General features: G+C 37.7%; 16 protein-coding genes. 14 read left to right on the plus strand and 2 right to left on the minus strand.

Going from position 1 to position 21,124, the window contains the following annotated elements; genetic code table 11:
• Window positions 1-409: 409 nt before the first annotated feature.
• The 5 genes from BM057_RS05295 to BM057_RS05315 all read left to right on the plus strand — a co-directional run bounded on the left by BM057_RS05295 (window position 410) and on the right by BM057_RS05315 (window position 5,950).
• Window positions 410-979: a DUF1836 domain-containing protein gene (locus BM057_RS05295; RefSeq protein WP_047391643.1), complete on the plus strand. Its 570-nt coding sequence runs from the start codon at window positions 410-412 to the stop codon at window positions 977-979.
• A gap of 14 nt (window positions 980-993) precedes the next feature.
• Window positions 994-1,881: a DegV family protein gene (locus BM057_RS05300; RefSeq protein WP_047391646.1), complete on the plus strand. Its 888-nt coding sequence runs from the start codon at window positions 994-996 to the stop codon at window positions 1,879-1,881.
• A 417-nt stretch (window positions 1,882-2,298) separates the two neighbouring features.
• Window positions 2,299-2,625 (plus strand): single-stranded DNA exonuclease RecJ, encoded by a 327-nt coding sequence (locus tag BM057_RS05305; RefSeq protein ID WP_245741812.1) that lies wholly within the window; start codon window positions 2,299-2,301, stop codon window positions 2,623-2,625.
• A 709-nt stretch (window positions 2,626-3,334) separates the two neighbouring features.
• A complete protein-coding gene (gene recJ / locus BM057_RS05310; protein WP_281246059.1) occupies window positions 3,335-5,419 on the plus strand; it encodes a single-stranded-DNA-specific exonuclease RecJ in 2,085 nt (694 codons plus the stop codon).
• An 18-nt stretch (window positions 5,420-5,437) separates the two neighbouring features.
• Entirely contained in the window at window positions 5,438-5,950 is a 513-nt protein-coding gene (locus BM057_RS05315) for an adenine phosphoribosyltransferase (protein WP_047391650.1), read from the plus strand.
• Window positions 5,951-6,214: 264 nt separating this feature from the next.
• On the opposite strand, the gene lexA is transcribed toward BM057_RS05315, so the two are convergent.
• Window positions 6,215-6,838 carry a transcriptional repressor LexA gene (gene lexA, locus BM057_RS05320; RefSeq protein ID WP_092091995.1) on the minus strand — a complete coding sequence of 208 codons (624 nt, stop codon included), beginning with the start codon at window positions 6,836-6,838 and terminating at the stop codon, window positions 6,215-6,217.
• Between the two features lie 232 nt (window positions 6,839-7,070).
• Between lexA and BM057_RS05325 the strand changes: the two genes are divergently transcribed.
• The 3 genes from BM057_RS05325 (at window position 7,071) to BM057_RS05335 (ending at window position 9,875) form a co-directional block, all read left to right on the plus strand.
• Window positions 7,071-7,310, plus strand: coding sequence for a DUF896 family protein (locus tag BM057_RS05325; protein WP_047391656.1), 240 nt, complete (start codon window positions 7,071-7,073; stop codon window positions 7,308-7,310).
• Window positions 7,311-7,407: 97 nt separating this feature from the next.
• A complete protein-coding gene (tkt, locus tag BM057_RS05330) occupies window positions 7,408-9,405 on the plus strand; it encodes a transketolase (protein ID WP_092092056.1) in 1,998 nt (665 codons plus the stop codon).
• 230 nt (window positions 9,406-9,635) lie between these two features.
• Window positions 9,636-9,875 (plus strand): YneF family protein, encoded by a 240-nt coding sequence (locus tag BM057_RS05335; protein ID WP_218147450.1) that lies wholly within the window; start codon window positions 9,636-9,638, stop codon window positions 9,873-9,875.
• Window positions 9,876-10,075: 200 nt separating this feature from the next.
• On the opposite strand, the gene BM057_RS05340 is transcribed toward BM057_RS05335, so the two are convergent.
• A complete protein-coding gene (locus BM057_RS05340) occupies window positions 10,076-10,693 on the minus strand; it encodes a lysophospholipid acyltransferase family protein (RefSeq protein WP_047391659.1) in 618 nt (205 codons plus the stop codon).
• A gap of 178 nt (window positions 10,694-10,871) precedes the next feature.
• Here BM057_RS05340 and BM057_RS05345 point away from each other — a divergent pair, with 178 nt between their 5' ends.
• The 6 genes from BM057_RS05345 to tsf all read left to right on the plus strand — a co-directional run bounded on the left by BM057_RS05345 (window position 10,872) and on the right by tsf (window position 21,075).
• Complete coding sequence (locus BM057_RS05345) at window positions 10,872-12,014, plus strand: exonuclease SbcCD subunit D (protein ID WP_092091997.1); 1,143 nt, start codon at window positions 10,872-10,874, stop codon at window positions 12,012-12,014.
• A 1-nt stretch (window position 12,015) separates the two neighbouring features.
• Window positions 12,016-15,150, plus strand: a complete 3,135-nt coding sequence (locus BM057_RS05350; RefSeq protein ID WP_092091999.1) for an AAA family ATPase — start codon at window positions 12,016-12,018, stop codon at window positions 15,148-15,150.
• 120 nt (window positions 15,151-15,270) lie between these two features.
• Window positions 15,271-18,507: a DEAD/DEAH box helicase gene (locus BM057_RS05355; RefSeq protein ID WP_092092001.1), complete on the plus strand. Its 3,237-nt coding sequence runs from the start codon at window positions 15,271-15,273 to the stop codon at window positions 18,505-18,507.
• 25 nt (window positions 18,508-18,532) lie between these two features.
• Window positions 18,533-18,859 (plus strand): DsrE family protein, encoded by a 327-nt coding sequence (locus BM057_RS05360; RefSeq protein ID WP_047391669.1) that lies wholly within the window; start codon window positions 18,533-18,535, stop codon window positions 18,857-18,859.
• A gap of 358 nt (window positions 18,860-19,217) precedes the next feature.
• Window positions 19,218-20,000: a 30S ribosomal protein S2 gene (rpsB, locus tag BM057_RS05365; RefSeq protein ID WP_047389966.1), complete on the plus strand. Its 783-nt coding sequence runs from the start codon at window positions 19,218-19,220 to the stop codon at window positions 19,998-20,000.
• Window positions 20,001-20,193: 193 nt separating this feature from the next.
• Window positions 20,194-21,075: a translation elongation factor Ts gene (gene tsf / locus BM057_RS05370; protein ID WP_047389965.1), complete on the plus strand. Its 882-nt coding sequence runs from the start codon at window positions 20,194-20,196 to the stop codon at window positions 21,073-21,075.
• Window positions 21,076-21,124: the final 49 nt, after the last annotated feature.

The following is a 21,124-nucleotide window of genomic DNA, read 5'->3' on the forward strand; positions in this document are numbered from 1 at the left end:
ATCGCAGATATAACTCAAGATACAACAATATAGCGAAACAAAAGCATAACTTTAAACCGCCCAACCAAGTTGTAGAGGATTATTTTAGAATATTAGATAGCGATTCGGCTGCATAAAGGACTATATAAAAGGAAAAAGATTTGACAACGAGCCTCCGTAAGGAGCGCACCTTGAATCACCTGCCAGGAGTAATGGCGGTGCTGGACTATCTTAAGCTCCTTACGCTCATTGTCAAATCGTAGCACGTTTTAACCATACGTTAGCTGGAACAAAATTAAACAGGGTTCTATTCGTGTAACAAATGTTTGTGGTTTCTAGAGTTTAATGCTGCTAGTTCTAACAACTATATTGAGTGGTTATCATCTTTATGTTAGAATGAGAATAAAGTTTAGGAAAGCGTAGACAATATATGAATAATCATAAAAGTGAATCATTAGAACGCTGGACAGAAGAAATCATGCAATATCATTTTCCGCGATGGGAAGATCTACCCGATATAGACTTATATATGGATCAAGTTTTAACATTGATCGATAAATATCTACATATTTTTCAAACGAATGAAGAAAAGAATATTCTTACTTCTTCTATGATCAATAATTACGTTAAACTCAAGATGATCCCAAAGCCCATTAAAAAACGCTATACAAAAAAGCATCTTGCTTATTTGATTGCCATTACTGTTTTAAAACAGGTTTTAACCATACCTGAAATAAAAAAAGGCATTCTTTTGCAAGCAAATGTCAATGGTATGCGAGAAGCCTACAATTTGTTTTGTACAGAACAAGAGTATGCATTAAAAGCTATTGCCAGCACCATCTCAGAAGAAAAAAAATGGCCTTTGATCCAAGAGGATACAAACAAAGATAATCGGATTGTACGTAATGCCGCTTTAGCGGTGGCAGCGAAAATCGTGACCGAAAAAATACTTTCCGTTATGCCTGTAGAAGAAAATGGAAAAGAAGAAAATCGGATTTAACGGAGGAGAGAAAGTTGAACAAACAAAAAATTGCTTTTTTAGTTGATTCAGGTTCAGATGTACCAGAAGAAGTAATCAAAAAATATAATATGCATGTGATCCCCTTGAAAATTATTTTTAAAGATCAAGAATATATAGATAAAGTCGATATATCTGCTCAAGGAGTTTATGATCGGTTAGATGAAGAAATCCCAAAGACTTCTCTTCCTGATGGTGAAACTATAAAAAATATGCTGTTGAAAATAAAGGAAGAAGGCTATGATAAAGTCATCGCTGTGACGATCTCCAGTGGGCTGAGCGGAACCAATAATATGGTACGCTTAATGTCAGAAGAGGTAGAAGATTTAGATGTCTTTGTCCTAGATACAAAAAATATCGGAATTGGAAGTGGCTTTTTGGCTATTCGTGCTGCTTCTTACATTGAAAAAGGTTTTAACTGGGAAGAAATTCAAGAAAAATTGAAAAAAAGTGTCGAAAAGACGAAGGTTTTTTTCCATGTTCCTACGCTTGAATACCTGCATAAAGGTGGGAGAATTGGTTTAGTGTCTTCTGTAGTCGGAAACATGTTGAACCTGAAACCTGTTATTTCATGTAATGAAGATGGGATCTATCATACGGTAGCTAAAGTACGTGGAAATAAAAAGAGTATACAAAAAACGATTGATCTTGCTGTAGCATTTGCAGGCGAAGCAAAAAAATATGATATTGCGTTAGCTTATGGAGGCAATGAAGCGGAAAAATCAATGAAATCAATACGAGAAGCTATCCAAGATAGATTACCAAAAATCCAACATATCTATGAAGGACCAATTAGTCCTGCTTTGGGTGTTCACACCGGTCCTGGCTTAATTGGGATTGGCGTTAGCATTCTTGATGACGAAGATGAAAAGAAAAGCGTTTAATACATTTCAATTGTACAATGATTAACGCTGATTAGTAAAAAGTCGCTTCTTTTTTATGCAAAAACGGATAGAAATACATTTATTTATCAATGTCAAAAGATGAAGAACCTACATTTCTTATGAGTCGAATTGATTTTCGGCTCATTTTTTTGTGGCTCTACAATATTTAACGTTAGTCAGTAAAATATCCATTTTGTTAATGCTAAACCCGTTAGAATCCTATTTATAGAAATTTCAGTAGCCCATCGATCAGAGGGAATTTCTTTATAAACATTAAAAGAGGAAGAACCTTTTTTGTGCGAATAAAGGGATATCTTGATCAAACCAAAAAAACAGAATCATTCGGTTCGCAAGAGAGACATGAACTATCTCATGAAGAGAAAATTTGCTATAATAACAGAGTTGGGAGTGAAAAAGTTGATTAAATCTCATAAAGAATGGCATTCGGCCATGGAACAATATGACGAAGAAAAAATAACTCAATTGAGTCAGCAATTACAGTATTCTCCACTTTTTATTTCTCTTTGTCTGCAAAGAGGACTAGATTCGGAAGAGAAAATTAAGCAATTTGTTTGTCCTGATGATACAAAAACAATAAATGATCCTTTTTTGATGCATGATATGCAGAATGCAGTAGAACGAATTCACCAAGCAATCGAAATGGGAGAAAGAGTGACAGTTTACGGAGATTATGACGCGGGTGCGACACGTTCGCAAGTGAAAAGCTTGCGCACCTCTTTTTAAAAAAATAGGGAGAACTGATCAAGTAAAAGCTGGAATGATGGCGTAACGTCCTGAAACAGCTTCCCTGATCCTCCGATATGCGATTGAAAGGTAAAATTCAAACGTATAAAGCTCGGTAAAGTCAGCTGAGAGAAGCCGTAAATAAAGAATACTTCTTTATACGAAAAAGATCTAGGTCTCGCTTCCTATAGGCTGGGGGTCTCATAAATTATCTAAGGCTAGTATGTTTCTTTGTAGAAACTGACGAATCTTTGAATGTACAGGTCGATAAGTAAAAGATGCAGAAATGCATGGTTGGGATCGATGAAAAAAGATCCTTTTGCACGTGGCGGAGTAAAATTGCGCGTTATGAAATGCCATATCGTTTCATGGGAGCGATCAAGTGCAACGGTCTATAGAAGAAGCCTAAGGATATATAGCAGTAGATAACTTGATTGGAACGTGGAAAGCTTGGAATGCAGATATCATTACCGATAAATGAAGCAGTTTAGACGAAAAAACCAGTAGGGTACAATAAGCTAATTGATCCAAGTGAAAGTAGAGCCACAGTACCGTTGAAGCTGTGATAATAAACAGTGGAGGGATAGGCTCGAGTCGAACCTTGATTTTATTCGAGAAATAGCTCATTTAAAAGCAAATAGATTCGATAGAACGCCGTGTGAGATGAAAGTCTCCTGCACGGTGTGGAGCGGGGGAAAATCTGGAGATTATTTCAAAAGATTACCTATCGCTATACGGTGTAACAAGTACAGCTGTCTTAGTGGAGACACTAGAAATGATGGGTGCAGACGTCCATTTTTACATTCCTAATCGTTTTACAGACGGTTATGGACCAAATATTGAAGCCTTCAAAAAAATCATTGAAGAAGGAACGAATTTAATCGTGACTTGTGATAACGGGGTTTCTGGGCATGACGCCATTCAAGAGGCGACAAAAATGGGTGTAGAAGTTATTGTGACAGATCACCACGAAATGCCCGAAGTTTTACCTGAAGCTTATGCTATTGTACATCCTCGTCATCCTGAAGGACAATATCCTTTTGGAGACCTAGCGGGAGTGGGGGTTGCTTTTAAACTAGCAACAGCTTTGTTGGGAGAAGCCCCAATCGAATGTATGGATCTCGTTGCAATTGGTACGATTGCTGACCTCGTATCACTAAGAGAAGAAAACCGTGCTTTAGTGATTCACGGATTAGAAGTGTTAAGGAATACGGAACGTGTTGGTTTGGATGCTTTATATAAATCAGCAGGAGTCAAAAAGAACGAAATAGATGAAGGGTCTATTGGTTTTGCAGTTGCTCCTAGATTAAATGCTGTAGGTAGGCTGGGAGACGCTTCCCCAGCTGTTCAATTGTTAACCACTTTTGATCAGGCGAAAGCAGAACAAACAGCTCATCTCATCGAACAAAAAAATCACGACCGAAAAAAATATGTGAAAGAAATAACAGCTGAAGTTTTGGAAATGATCGAAAAAGGACCAGAAGAACAAGCAGTATATGTTTTAGCTAAGGAAAATTGGCATGAGGGCGTTTTAGGGATCGTAGCTAGTAAAGTAGTAGAAAAAACTGGAAAGCCGGCAATCATTTTAAACATCGATAAAGAAAAAGGAGTAGCTAAAGGGTCTGGAAGAAGTGTATCATCGCTTCATCTTTATCAAGCTTTAGACTCGATCCGTTCATTAATGGAAGCTTTTGGCGGACATCACATGGCGGCAGGGCTATCTATTCAACCTGAAAATATTGATCTCTTGCGACAACAGTTAAATGAATATGCTGCTTCCAATGGAATGGCAGATCAAAGGAAAGAAGAAGTAGAAATAACGGCTTTATTAAAACCAGAAGAATGTACGATTCAAACTGTTGAAGAAATCAAAAAACTGGCTCCATTTGGAACGGATAATCCTTTTCCAAACTTTCTAATACAAGATGCAACAGTAAATGAAATAAGACAAATAGGTGCAGACCGAACGCATCTTAAGATGACACTGCAATATGGCGATAAGACATTAGACACCATTGGTTTTGGTTTTGGAAATTATGGAGAATGGATCAACCAAAATACAACCTTGTCTCTTATAGGACAATTGACGATCAACGAGTGGAGAGGCGTTAAAAAGGTTCAAATAAGGTTGGAAGATCTGAAAGTTGAAGAGTTGCAGTATTTTGATTTCAGGGGAGGACACGTTCCAGACAACATTTGGAAACTATCGCACACTGGATATTTATTTTTTGATCCAACTATTGCTCAACAATTGGCTTTTAAAATTTCTTCAGAAAACAATATGTATCTTGTTGAGAAAAATAGTGATGTCGAAACCTTGCCAATAAATGAATTTGAACGTTTCGTATTGGTCGATTGTCCGCCAACGTTGGACCTTCTTCAACAAACATTGCAGAAAATCAATGCAAATAATATTCTCTATATTTTTCATTCGCAAAAAAATGCCTATTTAGAAGGAATACCCAGCAGAGAACAATTTGCAACAGTCTATAAATTCTTGGCTTCTCATCGTAATATCGATGTACGTAATCAGCTGAAGTTACTGGCAAAAACATTAAAAGTGAAAGAAAAGCGTTTAATTTTTATTATTTCGGTGTTTTTTGAAGTGGGATTTGTTAAAATAGAAGACGGCATCTTAAACTATCGAAAGGATGCACCAAAAACAGATTTAACAACATCACATACTTATCAAAAAAGACAGCTGCAGATCGAAACAGAAGAAGCACTGCTATTTAGTCATTCCTCTGATGTAGAAGGCTGGTTAGATCATCAGATGAATGGTATGGAAAATTGAACGGAGGAAAAAAACCAAATGAATTTAAAAGATTATATCGCTGATGTGCCAGATTTTCCTGAGAAAGGGATCATTTTTCGTGATATTTCACCTTTGATGGCAGATGGCGAAGCCTATCAGCATGCGACGAATGAAATCGTTGCTTATGCTAAGGAAAAAGGGGCAGAAATGATCGTTGGCCCAGAAGCACGCGGTTTTATCGTTGGCTGTCCAGTGGCATATGAGATGGGGATCGGATTTGCTCCCGCACGAAAAAAAGGAAAACTTCCTCGTGAAACAGTTGAAGTAAACTATGGGTTAGAATATGGTAGTGACACTCTTCAGTTGCACAAAGATGCTATCAAAAAAGGGCAAAAAGTACTTGTCTGTGATGACCTATTAGCAACAGGCGGAACCATTGCTTCTACGATCAAACTTATTGAATCGTTAGGTGGAGAAGTAGTGGGGACAGCTTTTATTGTAGAATTAAAAGACTTGCATGGAAGAGATAAAATAGAAGGCTATGATATTTTAACTTTAGTTGAATATTAATTGAGTCATGCTTTAAAAGTGAAAATTTAATGCTTTAGGTTTTAAATGGTGGTTTGGTTAGGAGATAAGTTGGATCGAATCGCAAACAGATAAAAAAGGTTCTACAATATTTAACGTTGGTCTGTAAAAAATCATTTTTTTAATGCTAAGCTCGTTAGAAAACTATTTCTTTACCAACGTTAAAATAGGAAGAACCTAAAAAAACATACAAAAAGGAACTGGTTTTGAATATAACCAGTTCCTTTTTGTATGTAACTGAAAAGATCAAAAAATATGACTGCGATATAAACCGACAACTTTTCCTAAAATGGAAACTGTATCTAGGAGAATAGGTTCTAGAGCATCGTTTTCAGGCTGCAGACGAAAATAATTTTTTTCTTTATAGAATCGTTTACAGGTTGCTTCATTTTCAGCAGTCATGGCGATAACGATATCCCCGTTATTCGCACTTGATTGTTTTCGAACGATCACTTCATCGCCATCAAGAATGCCAGCATTGATCATACTTTCCCCACGAATCGTCAGCATAAAAAGACTTTCATTCTCATACTCAAAATTTGGCGGAAGTGGAAAAAAGTCCGTTGCTTCTTCAACTGCCAAAATGGGTTCTCCAGCTGTTACCGTACCTAATAAAGGAATTTTGTCTAAGCCGATTCCTAACTTTTGCAATCCTGCTGTTGTAAGTTCAATTGTTCTCGGCTTGCTTGGGTCTCGACGAATAAAACCATTCTTCTCCAGTCTTGATAAGTGACCATGTACAGTGGAAGTAGATGAAAGAGAAACTGCTTCACCGATCTCACGTACAGTTGGAGGGAAGCCATTTTCTTTGACACGGTCATAAATACACTGCAAAACTTGAATTTGTCTTGATTCATGAACCTTTTTCATAAAGGACACCTCTTAAATTATTGTTTTTTAACTCATTAAAAACAAATGCTTAGTAAATACTTTCTACACCTAAAGAATAGCATAAAAATAAAATGAATTCAAACAAACGTTCGCATTTTTTAGAAGTTTAGACTTAGAAAAATGGCTCAAAGATGTGCAAGAGAATAGCTTATCTATTTTTTTTCTTTCATTTTTGGTATATTAAGAGTGCAATCAAGAAAGGGTGAGATACATGCTATCAAAAGATAAAATTGAACGCATCAATGCTTTGGCTAAAAAATCAAAAGCTGAAGGATTGACGATGAGCGAACAAAAAGAACAAAAAGAATTAAGAGAAGCTTATTTAGCCGCTTTTCGAGGTGGAATGCGCAATCATATTGAGGGAATGAAAGTTGTAGATGAAGAAGGTAATGATGTAACACCAGAAAAATTGAAAAATATCCAAAAAGAAAAAGGACTTCATGGTCGCTAAGTTATGAATAAATAAGGGATACTTTTTGTGAAAAAAATGATATGATAGAGTGGTAATGAAAGCAGTTTATACGCTGATAAATGAAAGGATGATTTATTTGTTTGACAAGACAGATCAACTTGCAGTAGATACGATTCGTATGCTGAGTATCGAGGGCGTACAAAAAGCCAATTCTGGACATCCTGGTTTACCGATGGGCGCAGCCCCTATGGCTTATGCTTTATGGAGCAGGCAATTGAAAGCTAATCCAAAGCATTCTCATTGGTTCGATCGTGACCGTTTTGTGTTGTCTGCTGGCCACGGCTCGATGTTATTATACAGTTTACTGCATTTATCGGGTTATGACGTTTCAATCGAAGATTTAAAACATTTTCGTCAATGGGAAAGCAAAACACCTGGACACCCTGAAGTCCATTATACAGACGGTGTGGAAGCGACCACCGGACCTCTAGGACAAGGGATCGCCAACAGTGTCGGCATGGCGATGGCAGAAGCTCACTTGGCGGCTACTTACAACCGTCCAGGTCATCAAATCGTTGACCACTACACCTATGCGCTATGCGGCGACGGAGACTTGATGGAAGGGATCTCCGCTGAAGCAGCCAGCTTGGCTGGACATTTGAAGTTAGGCAAGCTGATCCTATTATATGATTCGAACGACATTTCTCTCGATGGTCCGACGTCTAAAGCCTTTACTGAAAATGTCGGCAAACGGTTCGAAGCTTATGGCTGGGAACACATCTTAGTCAAAGACGGCAACGACCTCGAAACGATCAATGAAGCGATCGAAAAAGCAAAAGCGAACACAGAACAACCGACCTTGATCGAAGTCAAAACGGTGATCGGTTTTGGTGCGCCGAATGCCGGAACGCATAAAGTCCATGGGGCTCCATTGGGCGAAGAAGGGATCACTGCGGCGAAAAAAGCTTATGGTTGGGAAAATGAAGCCTTCTTCGTACCAGAAGAAGTAGCCGAACGTTTCCGCGAAACGATGGTGGAAGCTGGCGAAAAAGCAGAAGCTGAGTGGAAAGAAGCAATGGCCGCTTACCGGGAAGCATACCCAGAATTAGCTGTTCAATTCGAATCAGCTTTAGCTGGCAAACTGCCGGTTGATTGGGACAGTGCCTTACCGACTTTTGATGTTGCAGATAAAGCAGCGGCTTCTCGTAAGACGAGCAGCCAAGTGTTGAACGCGATCGCAGCAAAAGTACCTTACTTGTGGGGCGGTTCAGCTGATTTGTCTTCTTCTAACAATACGATGATCGACGACGTCAAAGATTTTCAGCCTGGTCAATACGAAGGCCGTAATATTTGGTATGGCGTACGAGAATTCGCGATGACAGCTGCGGCCAACGGGATCGCTTTACACGGCGGTTCGAAAACGTATGTCGGTACGTTCTTTGTGTTCACGGATTACTTGCGGGCAGCTATTCGGCTAGCTGCGATCTCTCACTTGCCAGTGACGTATGTCTTTACACATGATTCCGTTGCGGTCGGAGAAGACGGTCCAACGCATGAACCAGTCGAACATTTATCCAGCTTGCGTGGGATGCCGAATCTATCGGTGATCCGTCCAGCAGATGGTAATGAAGTAGCCGCGGCTTGGGAATTGGCGTTGAATTCCGCAGATCATCCAACGATCTTAGTGTTGAGCCGTCAAGACTTGCCTGTATTACCAGGGACGAAAGAAAAAGCCAGAAGCGAAGTGCAAAAAGGGGCTTATGTTCTTTCTCCGCAAGAAGGCGAACAACCAGAAGGCATCTTGATCGCAACTGGTTCAGAAGTTCAATTAGCGATCGAAGCACAAAAAGAACTCAGGGCACAAGGCAAAGACGTTTCCGTCGTCTCTATGCCAAGTTTTGATTTGTTCGAACAGCAAGATGTGACGTACCAAGAAAGCGTATTGCCAAAAGCAGTGCGTAAACGCGTCTCGATTGAGATGGGTGCCACATTCGGTTGGGAACGCTATGTCGGTTTAGATGGTGCTATGATCGGGATCGACAAATTCGGTGCCAGCGCTCCAGGAACAGAAGTCATTGAAAACTATGGATTTACAACTGAAAAAGTGGTAGAAACGTACAATACTTTAGCTTAGTCCATTGAATCTAAATGATCCAGGCATTGAGAATACTTCTCTTGCTTGGGTCAATTTTTTTGTTGTCTTATCGAAAGGGAAAATGATAGAGGTTAAATGAAGACTGGAAACATAAAAAAGATCAGCCTTTCCTTTTCAATGATGTGAAACTAAAAGATCTTGCTGTTTATTTTTGTAAAAAACTTTAGTACAATATTGTTATGTAAGGTTTTGAAAGGAGTGAAGATAGAATGATGAGCACAGGTTTAGCTGTATTTTTAATTATTTTAGCATTATTAGCCGGTTTAGCAGGCGGTTTCTTTATTGCCAGAAAATATATGATGGACTATTTCAAAAAAAATCCACCAGTCAATGAAGACATGTTAAGAATGATGATGATGCAAATGGGACAAAAACCATCTGAAAAGAAAATCAAACAGATGATGACTTCTATGAAAGTTCAGTCTGAAAAACAAACCAAAAAGAAATAATTGTTTTTTCTAGAAAAACAGTTTTTAAAGATTTTTTTCAAAAGGCGAGCAGAAGATGTTTCTGTTCGTCTTTTTGTATAAACGCTGAATCAGGTATTTTCTTTTGTTGAAAGAAAGATCTAAAGAAGAGATCCTGAGTCAAAGAAAAACAGTTTCTATGCAGTTAGCAATAGAAACTGTTTTTCTTTGAGTTCTTTTCTTTATTTGTAATCATAATGAAAGTTAGGATCGATTTCTTGATCAAGCTGGTCGAAAGCTGATTGAATCTGATGATCGATCTTTGTTAGATTTTCTTTATTTAATTTTGTTTTGCGTTCTACATATAAAGGATCACCAAAACGAACCGATACACGTTTACGCTTTAACAAGTCTTTAACAGTGAGAGGGCCTTGGTAAACAGCTGGAATAATGGGAACGCCGCTTAATTTAGCGATCGTTGCTGCACCGCCTTTTAATTCTGAAGAATGTCTTGTTCCAGTAGGAAAAATGATCAAACTTAATTTCCCGTCTTTTAAAATTTTTACTGGTTTTTTTATTGCACTCGGTCCTGGGTTTTCCCGATCAACAGGAAAGGCATTCAAGTGTCGAATCAGCCAACTGAGAAAAGGATTTTCGAAGAGTTCTTTTTTTGCCATAAAAGAAAATTGCCTTGGCTGTGCTGCTAAAGCCAAGTAAACAGGATCGATCCAAGTTCTGTGAGGCGCTACAATAATATAATTTTGATCTTTTGGCAACTTTTCCCTATTTTGATAGTGATGATTCCCATTTAATAAAAAAAGTAAAAAGCGTACAATGGCTAATACAATGCGATAAAACAAGCCTACTCAACCTTTCTTTGCTTTTTGTTCATACTGCTCAATGTTACAAGCTCTAGTATGAGTGATTCTGTGCTATTTCGCAACCATTTTTTGACGCAAAGGACAGACATCTTCGTTTTGTTAGGAAGATTTGTTATAATTGAAAGGATGAAGAGGTTAGTGAAGGTGAGATGGTAAGATGAAATTTTTACATACTGCTGATTGGCATATTGGAAAAAAATTACATGGATTTTCTTTACTGAATGAACAAAAAGAAGTTTTTGAACAGTTGTTGACGGTTGCTCAAAAGGAAAAGGTTGACGCGATCGTCATTGCTGGTGATTTATATGATCGATCCGTTCCGCCAGCTGAAGCGGTGCGTTTATTGAATGAAATGTTCTATCAATTAAATATTCAGCACAAATTTCCTATTTTAAGTATTTCTGGTAACCACGACTCTGCTACAAGACTGGAGACTGGAACCCCATGGTATCAAGAAATGAATTTTCACTTGCAAACCACGTTAAATAAAGCTCTTTTCGAAGGCATCAAGTTAAAGGATGTTCAGTTTTTCCTGCTTCCTTATTTTGAGCCGGTCGATGCACGAATTTTCTTTGAAGACGAAACCCTTAAAACGCATGATGAAGCTGTCCAAAGAACGATTGAAGAAATGAAAAAAAACTTTGACCCTTCTTTTAAGCAAGTACTGGTTTCACATTTTTTCGTTGCCGGCAGTCAGAGAACAGACTCTGAAACAGAGGTGACAGTAGGGGGATTAGATAATGTTTCTTCCCACCATTTTAAGGACTTTCATTATGTTGCATTAGGACATCTGCATCATCCTAATGCTTCAAAGCATCTCTTAATTCAGTATTCAGGAAGTCTTTTAAAATACTCAACTTCTGAGGCAAAGCAAGATAAAGGATTTCGTTTGATCGACATTGCAAAAGATGGAGCTGTACAAAATCAATTTGTTTCTGTGCACCCTTCAAAAGATCTGCTTGTCCTCGAAAATGACTTCTCGACACTGCTTGACCCTCAATATTATCAGACGATCAAAAAAGATCAATATATTTTTGCTCGCTTGACAGATACGAGAATGATCCCGAACGCAATGGATCGACTCAGAGAAGTATACCCAAATATCATTGGAATGGAACGACTCAATCGTGCAGGATTAATGAATCATATTCAGCAACTTAAACATAAGGATCAACAGTTGTTAGCGCCAGATAAGTTGTTTGCAGTCTTTTATGAAGGCGTGACTGGCAAGACGTTGTCGCAAAAACAAGAAGAAATCGTAACGGAAACGATGGAATCCATTCAAAAGGAGGAAGAGTAACATGCGTCCCTTATCATTAGCTTTAACAGCCTTTGGTCCCTATATGGATGCAACGGTTGATTTTTCTTCATTTTATGACAACCACATTTTCTTGATCGCAGGAAAAACAGGAGCAGGAAAAACAACGCTATTTGATGCGATCAGTTTTGCTTTATTTGGCAAAAGCAATGGTTCAAATCGTGAACCTAGAGAAATGCGTTCAACTTTTGCGGACGGTTCCATTCAAACGAGTGTCACGTTTACTTTTATGGCGCATCAGAAAAAATACGAAATCGTCCGCAGTCCTGCACAAGTACTTCCTAAAGTGAAGGGAGAAGGAGTAAGAAACGTTCCCGCTAGAGCTTCTATTCGTATTATGGATGAATTAGGCAATGAACTGGAACATTATTCCAAAATAACTGAAGTTGATTCTTGTATCGAAGAGTTGATTCAATTAAATCATGATCAATTCAGACAAATTGTGATGATTCCTCAAGGAGAATTCAGAGATTTTTTGAATGCAAGCAGTGTAGACAAAGAAAACATTTTGCGACGTTTATTTAACACTGATCTTTATCAAGTGTTCAGTGAACGATTAAAAGAAAAAAACAAAAAAGCTTTTTCTCAAATTCAAGAAAAGGAAAAAATGCTGGAAACGCTCATGAGTCGTGCAAGATGGGTCGAAGCATTGGAAATAGAAGAAAGTGGTCATACTAAGAATATACTTGCTTTTCAACAATTGGGTAAACAGCAAAAACAATTAAAAGAAAAGAGCAGTGAAGCTAAAAAAGAATTAACCATTCTTGAAGCGCAGATCAAAGAAGCTGAACAACAGTTGGAAAGTGAGAAAGCACTGGATCAGTTGCATGAGCAAAAACAAGACCTAAATGAACAGCGAAAAATGCTGGCGCAGCAAAAAGAGACTATTGCAGAGAAAAAAAGAACGGTGCAGTGGATCAAAGAAGCGATAAATAATAGACCATTGTATGAACAGGTACAACAAAAAGAACAAGAAAAAGAAGTACTCAGCAAAAAAGTCATCAGCATTCAAAAAAATAGAGAATTGAGAGCCGTAGAAGAGCAGGAAGCATTAGCAGCATTGCAAAAAATGAAAGAAGCGATACCGGAGCAAGAACAGAGGAAAGCAGAAAAAATCAAATTAGAGCATTTAAAAGGAAACATAGAGGATTATCAAGCCTTGTTAAATGATACTGAAAAAAAGAAAAGCTACTTTCACACAAAAGAAAAAGAGCTTCAAGAATATTCGGATAAACAACTTGAAAAGCAAAAAGAAATCAAAAAAATTGAAGCGTATTTGACTGCATATGAAAATGAAGAAAAAAATTATCATTATTTGAAGGAACAGTCTTCTGTTCATGCTTTGCACTTACACCAATTAGAAGAATTGATGACGTTAGAGGAACAGATCAAAAAAGCCGAGCAAGAGTGCAAAGATCTGGATAATAAAACAACAACTGAAAAGCTTATTCTAGAGGAGATCAGTCAACAACATCAAAAAGCAAAAAGCGATTGGGCCAGAGTGCAAATTCAACGGTTATCAGAAGACCTGATTGATGGAGAACCTTGTCCAGTATGCGGTGCTACAGATCATCCCTATCAACATCAACAACAAGATGAAACAGAGAAACAGTCAGCAATTGAAGTAGAAAAAAGGTTAGAAGAAGCTGAACAATCACAATCTAAGCAATTTGGACGTTTGGAGCAGATAAAGGCCAAAAGAAACGAACGAAATGAGCAGTATCTATCCTTAAAAGAAACTTTTCAACATAAAAAGGCTGCTACGTCTTTCATTCAACAAGATGGAGATCTTGCTTTTCAATACAAAGAACTGAAGAAAGAAGAGCAAAAAAATAGTCAGCAAATCGCTGCTTTTGAAGAAAAACAGAAAGAAAAAGAAGCAAATGAAAAGCAACTCTTGCAACATCAAAAAAACATGCAAGAATGGTCGAATCAGATTGAAAGTCTAAAGACTCAAATGCAAAAAGAAAAAGATGCATTGAGTGAGCTAAAAGGTGAAAGTGTGCAATTAGAAAAATTGATTCCTGCTGTTTACTTAGATATAGCGGTCTATCAAGAAAAACTAGCAAATTTGACAGAAGAAGTCCAAAGATGGCAAGAAGCGTATGCTGTGTGTGAGCAGCAGCATAGCCTTAAAGAAAAACATGTTGAGAAGTTGTTGGGAGAGGAAAGCTATACACAAGATTCACTCGAACAAATAAAACAACAATTGAATGAGTTGCAAGCTCGATTTGATTTGGTTATTCAATCTTCTAGTTTTGAAAATCTGTCGTCTTTCTTTGTTTATATAGAAAAAGCGGACCAGCTTGGAACGCTAGAAACGGAAATACAGCAATATGAACAAAACTATTTTAGTGTGGAGCAGCAGCTTTTAAATATTGAAATCAAACTAAAAGGGACCGAACAGCCAAAAACTGCAGAAGTACAAGACAAAGTTGTTAAACTGGATGCAAAGCGATTCGAACTGGTCGAAAAAAAAGTGCGTCTTCAAAACGATATTGATCAAAACAGCCATATTATTAAGGAAGCTGAACAGCTATTGGATCAGCATCAGAAAGAGATGGATACTTTCTTAGAGCTCAATGCATTGTCTTCTGTTGCAAATGGTGACAGCGAACAGAGCAAATTAGGATTTGAACGTTATGTATTATCTTATTTCTTAGAAGAAGTACTCACAATTGCCAATGAACGTCTTCAACAATTGTCTCATCACCGTTACTTATTTGATTTAAGACGCGAAGAAGGCACTTATAAGAAAAGTACCGGCCTAGAGATCAATATTTATGATGATCATGCAGGAGGAATTAGAAATGTCGGAACTCTTTCAGGAGGAGAAAGCTTTATCGCTGCTCTGTCTTTGGCTCTTTCTTTATCTGAAGTCGTGCAACAGTATGCTGGCGGAAATCAAATCGAAGCAGTTTTCATTGACGAAGGATTTGGTTCTCTAGATGAAGATGCACTGGAACAAGCGATAGAGGCGCTCATGCAGATCGACGGGAATGGAAGACTAGTGGGGATTATTAGTCACGTTAAAGAATTAAAAGAACAAATTCCCGATAAAATAGTGGTGCATTCTAAGGGAACTGGAAAAAGTTCTCTTTCTGTTCAACATGCCTAAACGAACGATAAGCAAAAAAGGCAGATTTGCTTTTATCAAGAAATATCGTAAAATGAAAGGATAGACATTTTTAAGTTTGCGAAACAGCAAAATGAGAAGTTCAGGAAAGTAGGTTGGGGTATGAAGTGGAGTATACCGGAACGAATCATTGAGCAAGGCCGAAAATTAGTAGACGATAAGCGGGTCTTGTCCATTCATTCTATTTTGGAAAAGAGGATTTGGACAGCAGAAGTTTTAGAAGATGATGTGTATCAAGTGGAATTAGATGGCACGACGAAAGAAGAAGATTTTTGCAGCTGTGACTACTGGAAAAACCATGGACATTGTAAACATACAGTTGCAGTTGAATTAGCTTTAAGAGATCGAGGCATCAGCCGAGTAATGACGCCTGATAATGCCGAAGAAGTTGAAATCGAAATGCCGGATCCTGGAAAAGAACTGACTAAGACATTCTCAAGAGTCTTTTTTAATGAGCAATTAATAAATGATACAGCGCCAAGCCAACAGCAAACAAACCTTCAAATTGAATATAAATTGGAACATAAACCAGATAATGCTGCTTTATTACGAAATCCTAATGAAGTGCTGGTGATTAGTTTACGAGCTGGAACGGATAAATTATATGTCGTCAAAGATTTAATGGCTTTTCTTGAATCTTTTATCAGACATGAAACGTTCGAACTCAATGCGCATGAAGAAATCGACTTTAAGACGGTTTCTATTACAGAAGAAGATCACCAAAGTTTAGTGTTCATGTATCAAGAAGCAGCATCTAATCAGTTTATTCGAGGTCAATATAACGAACCAAAATCAATTTTTAATAATAAGCGTTTTTTAGTGTTGAGTCCTTCTCATGCGGAAAATCTCATTAATTGTATACAAAAAACGGAACACATGATTTTTCAATCTGAAACAGGAAAGTATCCACATGTTCGCTTTATTCAAGATGAAGTTCCGATGCTTTTTGAAATGGATTATCAGGATAACGCTGTTGTTTTCTCTATCCAAGATCTCAAAGAAGCAGACTTAAAGCATTATCATTGGTTTATAAAGGACAACCTTTTTTATATTCCTTCATGGAAACAACTAGAAACGATAAAGCCTCTGCGCACTTTTTTAGCAAAGTATAAAGGAGATCAAATCCTGATCCATCCAGAAGAAATGCCAGATTTTACGGCTTATGTTTTACCGCTTGTTTCAACATTAGGAGAAGTAAGAATGTCTGAACAAATGAAGCAATCTTTTGTTCAGGAACCATTAAAAAGTTGTATTTATTTTTCTTATCGTCACGAGAAATTAGAGGCGGTAGTCGAATTCAACTATCGTCATATGGTTTTGTCAACAGATCCTAAGGAAACTCAGCTTCCGGATGAAAATATTCAGGTCATTCGTGAAAGTCAAAAAGAGATCCACTTGCTGAACTTATTGAAACAGCTGGGATATGAAAGAGAAGAAACCAGTTATACAAAAAGAGTGGTACGTGATGAAGGCTTTTATACCTTCTTTACTAAAGAAATCTCTCTGCTTGAAGAAGAGGCTGAGGTTTATGTAGATGATGTTTTAGACCAATTGTTTTTAAATGAATTAGATACAGTTACAAAAGTTGATGTAGCTGAAAGCGGAAGTTTCCTTGATGTTCATTTTGATATCAAAGGTATTACCGACAATGAGGTTGATGCCGTACTCAGCAGTTTAATGGCTAGAAAAAAATTCCATACATTAAACAACGGTAAAATCCTTTCTTTAGAAACAGATGACTTTCATGAAATCAGCACAGTATTAAGAGAATTGCGCGCTTCGAAAGATTTTCAAAATGGCAGTGTACAGGTGCCAAGTTATCGTGGATTAGAATTAGAATCTGTTTTAGATAAAGAAAAAGGGAGCAAGCGAGATCTGTCGAAGAGCTTTCAGGATATGGTTTTTTACTTGAATGATCCTGAAACATTTGCAGTGGATGTACCAAAACAACTTCAAGGCACGTTAAGACCTTATCAAATGACTGGCTTCAAGTGGCTGAGTATGCTTTCAACATATGGCTTCGGCGGTATTTTAGCTGATGATATGGGATTAGGAAAAACGATCCAAATGATCACCTATATCTTGTCCGAAGTTGAAAAAAATGAAAAAGCACCTTTCCTTATTATCGCGCCCGCATCCTTGACTTATAATTGGTTCCACGAGATGAAAAAATTTGCACCTTCTATTGAATGCCAAGTTGTATCTGGCAGCATTGAAGAAAGAAAAACAAAAATCCAAGAGGTCAAACCGAATACGGTATTAATTACTTCGTATCAAAGTTTTAGACAAGATGCTGAGGTCTATAAGACGCAACAATTTAGCACACTCATATTGGACGAATCACAAATGGTCAAGAATTATCATACGAAAACATCAAAGGCATTACGAGATCTTCCTGTACCTCAAAAATTTGCTTTAAGCGGAACACCAATTGAAAATAAAATTGATGAGTTATGGTCGATCTTTCAATTGATCATGCCGGGATTTTTTCCTAGTATCAAAAAGTTTCGCTCTCTACCAAATGAAAGGATCGCAAAAATGATCCAGCCATTCGTATTGAGACGAGTGAAAAAAGATGTACTCAAAGAATTGCCAAAAAAAATCGAGACCAATTTGTACAGTTCATTGTCAAAAGAGCAAAAGACAATTTATCTTGCTTATCTGCAGCAGATCCAAGAAAGTGTTCTTAATATGAGCGGCGATGAATTTAAACGTCATCGCATTGAAATTTTGTCAGGACTGACACGTTTACGGCAGATTTGTTGCGACCCGCGTTTATTTATGGATGACTATGAAGGCGAATCAGGAAAACTTGAGCAGTTGAAAGAAATGGTAGCAAACGGGCTGGAAAATGGTAAAAGGATGCTGATTTTTTCTCAATTCACCTCCATGCTCGATATCATTCAAAAAGAATTGGCCGCTCAAGAGATTGAAAGCTTCTATTTAAGCGGAAAAACAAAGCCAGTGGAGCGAATTGAAATGGTCAATCAGTTTAATCAAGGAGAAAAATCTATTTTCCTTATTTCTTTAAAAGCTGGCGGAACAGGGTTAAACCTTACAGGTGCGGATACTGTTATCCTGTATGATCTATGGTGGAATCCAGCTGTTGAAGAACAAGCAGCGGGACGTGCACATCGTATCGGACAGAAAAACGTCGTTGAAGTTTGGCGGATGATAGCAGAAGGTACGATAGAAGAAAAAATCAATGCACTTCAAAAAGAAAAAAAATCTTTATTCGATCAGATCATTACAGAAGAACATGCCGATACGAAGCTGCAAAAGCAACTGACAGAAGAAGATATCCGAGAAATTTTAAGTATCGGTGGAGTGACCGAATAAAAATAAAAACAAAGGCAGTGATAAAATGAATAAAGTAGTGGTTCATGTTGATCAACTGGCTAACTGGTCATTAGCTTTAGGAAATGTGCGTAATTTAGTAAAAGGCATGGAACAACTGAAAGTAGAAGTTGTAGCAAATGCAGAAGCTGTTAAAGGATTTTTAGATGATACATCATTAGAAGATATGCGGCCATTAGCTGAACAAGGCGTTCAGTTTGTTGCTTGTTCAACAGCAATGAAATCATACGACTTATCAGAAGAACAACTAGAGGACTTTATCAACACTGTACCCTCGGGCGTCGTAGAACTCGTTGAAAAACAAGCTGAAGACTATGCTTACCTCAAACCATAACAAACAAAGGATGCGGAGCTAGGCCGATAGAGTCGACAGGAAAATGAAAAAGCGCGACACAGAGCATCCCGCGCATGTGAGCGACTTTTGAATTTTACCCGAGACTCTGCCTCGCGCAGCTCAACTAAAAGGATGCGGAGCTAGGCCGATAGAGTCAACAAAAACAACAAGCAAGAGTTGGTTTCAAAAAACTCTTGCTTTTTAACTGAACAACAAGTATAATATTAAACGGTGCTAAAACACCGAATATTTCACACCTCAAAGGATGTAAAGGTTGGTGCTTAGGCAAGTGCTTAAGTCTCCTTGCAGATGAATTTGGGGGAGGGATAAAATACAAACCAAATGGAGGAAACAAATTATGGCAGTCATTTCAATGAAACAATTGCTAGAAGCAGGAGTTCATTTTGGTCACCAGACTCGTCGCTGGAATCCAAAAATGAAACGTTATATTTTTCAAGAAAGAAACGGTATCTACATCATTGATTTACAAAAAACCGTTAAGTTAGCAGATGCAGCTTACAACTACATGAGAGAAGTTGCTGAAGACGGTGGCGTTGTTTTATTCGTAGGAACGAAGAAACAAGCACAAGAAACAATCAAAGAAGAAGCAATCCGTTCAGGTCAATACTATGTTAACCATCGTTGGTTAGGTGGAACATTGACAAACTGGGATACTATTCAAAAACGTATCAAACGCTTGAAAGATATTGAAAAAATGGAAGAAGATGGAACATTTGATGTTCTACCTAAAAAAGAAGTAGGTCTATTGATCAAAGAACGTGACCGCTTAGAAAAATTCTTGGGCGGTATCAAAGATATGCCAAGAATCCCTGATGTGATGTTTGTTGTAGACCCTCGTAAAGAGCGTATTGCAATCCAAGAAGCTCACAAATTGAACATTCCAATCGTTGCAATGGTTGATACAAACTGTGACCCAGATGAAATCGATGTAATCATTCCATCAAATGATGATGCTATCCGTGCTGTTAAATTGATCACTTCAAAAATGGCTGATGCAATCATCGAAGGTAACCAAGGCGAAGATGAAGAAGTTTCTGAAGAGTCTTTTGAACAAAATGCAGAAACAGCTTCAGACTCAATGGAAGATATCGTTGAAGTAGTCGAAGGCGACAACGAGTAAAAAGTGAGCAGCTGATTTTAATAAAAGATCAGTTTGTCCTATAAAATTGAAAATTGATCAAAGGCTGTCTCGAGTAAACGGAGAAGTGAGAAGCGACTTTTTTACAAAGCGGCATCATTTCATATTTGAGACAGCTTTTTTTAAAAGATAAATTTTTAACGAAACAATCATGAAATTAGGAGGAAGTATTAAGATGGCAAAAGTAACAGCTGCATTAGTAAAAGAATTACGTGATATGACAGGCGTCGGCATGATGGATGCTAAAAAAGCATTGGTTGCTACAGATGGCGACATGGAAGCTGCCGTTGATCATTTAAGAGAAAAAGGAATGGCAAAAGCTGCTAAAAAAGCTGACCGTGTAGCGGCTGAAGGTTTAGCAGGTGTTGTAACTGAAGGAAACGTTGCTGCTATCTCAGAAATCAACTCTGAAACAGACTTTGTTTCTAAAAATGCCCAATTCCAAAACTTAGTAAAAGATATTACAAAAACAATTGCTGAAAATGATGTATCTTCTTTAGAAGAAGCTCAAAAATTAGGCCTGGGCGAAGGTACGATCGAATCTGAAATCATTTCAGCAACAACAACGATTGGAGAAAAAATCAGCCTACGTCGTTTCGAACGCTTTGAAAAAACAGATAACGATGTATTTGGCACTTACATCCATATGGGTGGACGTATCGCTGTATTAGTCCAATTAGAAGGAACAGACAATGAAGAAGTAGCTCGTGATATCGCGATGCACGTTGCTGCAATCAATCCATTGTATGTCAGCCGTGATGAAGTACCTTCAGAAAAATTTGAACATGAAAAGAAAATTTTAACTGAACAATCATTAAACGAAGGCAAACCAGAGAAAATCGTTGAAAAAATGGTTATCGGTCGTTTAAACAAATGGTTAGGTGAAATCAGCTTAGTTGACCAACCATTTGTAAAAGATCCAGATCAAAAAGTTAGCGATTATCTAAAAGCCAATGGCGCTTCTGTTAAGAGATTTGTTCGTTATGAAGTCGGCGAAGGAATTGAAAAACGTGAAGAAAACTTTGCAGACGAAGTAATGAACCAAGTCAAAAAATAAAGTTTAATGAAATCTGAAAGGGAGGCATCTTTGCTTCCCTTTTTTGCTG

This window comes from Pisciglobus halotolerans (assembly GCF_900113675.1).
In the GTDB taxonomy this organism is placed as follows: Bacteria; Bacillota; Bacilli; order Lactobacillales; family Carnobacteriaceae; genus Pisciglobus; species Pisciglobus halotolerans.

Excerpts from the sequence above, each read along its gene's own strand:
- lexA (WP_092091995.1), bottom strand. The coding sequence starts at position 6,838 with ATGAAAAAGGTTCATGAATCAAGACAAATTCAAGTTTTGCAGTGTATT.
- BM057_RS05360 (WP_047391669.1), top strand. The coding sequence starts at position 18,533 with ATGAATAAAGTAGTGGTTCATGTTGATCAACTGGCTAACTGGTCATTA.
- BM057_RS05295 (WP_047391643.1), top strand. The coding sequence starts at position 410 with ATGAATAATCATAAAAGTGAATCATTAGAACGCTGGACAGAAGAAATC.
- BM057_RS05325 (WP_047391656.1), top strand. The coding sequence starts at position 7,071 with ATGCTATCAAAAGATAAAATTGAACGCATCAATGCTTTGGCTAAAAAA.
- BM057_RS05355 (WP_092092001.1), top strand. The coding sequence starts at position 15,271 with ATGAAGTGGAGTATACCGGAACGAATCATTGAGCAAGGCCGAAAATTA.
- rpsB (WP_047389966.1), top strand. The coding sequence starts at position 19,218 with ATGGCAGTCATTTCAATGAAACAATTGCTAGAAGCAGGAGTTCATTTT.
- BM057_RS05345 (WP_092091997.1), top strand. The coding sequence starts at position 10,872 with ATGAAATTTTTACATACTGCTGATTGGCATATTGGAAAAAAATTACAT.
- tsf (WP_047389965.1), top strand. The coding sequence starts at position 20,194 with ATGGCAAAAGTAACAGCTGCATTAGTAAAAGAATTACGTGATATGACA.
- BM057_RS05315 (WP_047391650.1), top strand. The coding sequence starts at position 5,438 with ATGAATTTAAAAGATTATATCGCTGATGTGCCAGATTTTCCTGAGAAA.
- BM057_RS05335 (WP_218147450.1), top strand. The coding sequence starts at position 9,636 with ATGATGAGCACAGGTTTAGCTGTATTTTTAATTATTTTAGCATTATTA.
- BM057_RS05350 (WP_092091999.1), top strand. The coding sequence starts at position 12,016 with ATGCGTCCCTTATCATTAGCTTTAACAGCCTTTGGTCCCTATATGGAT.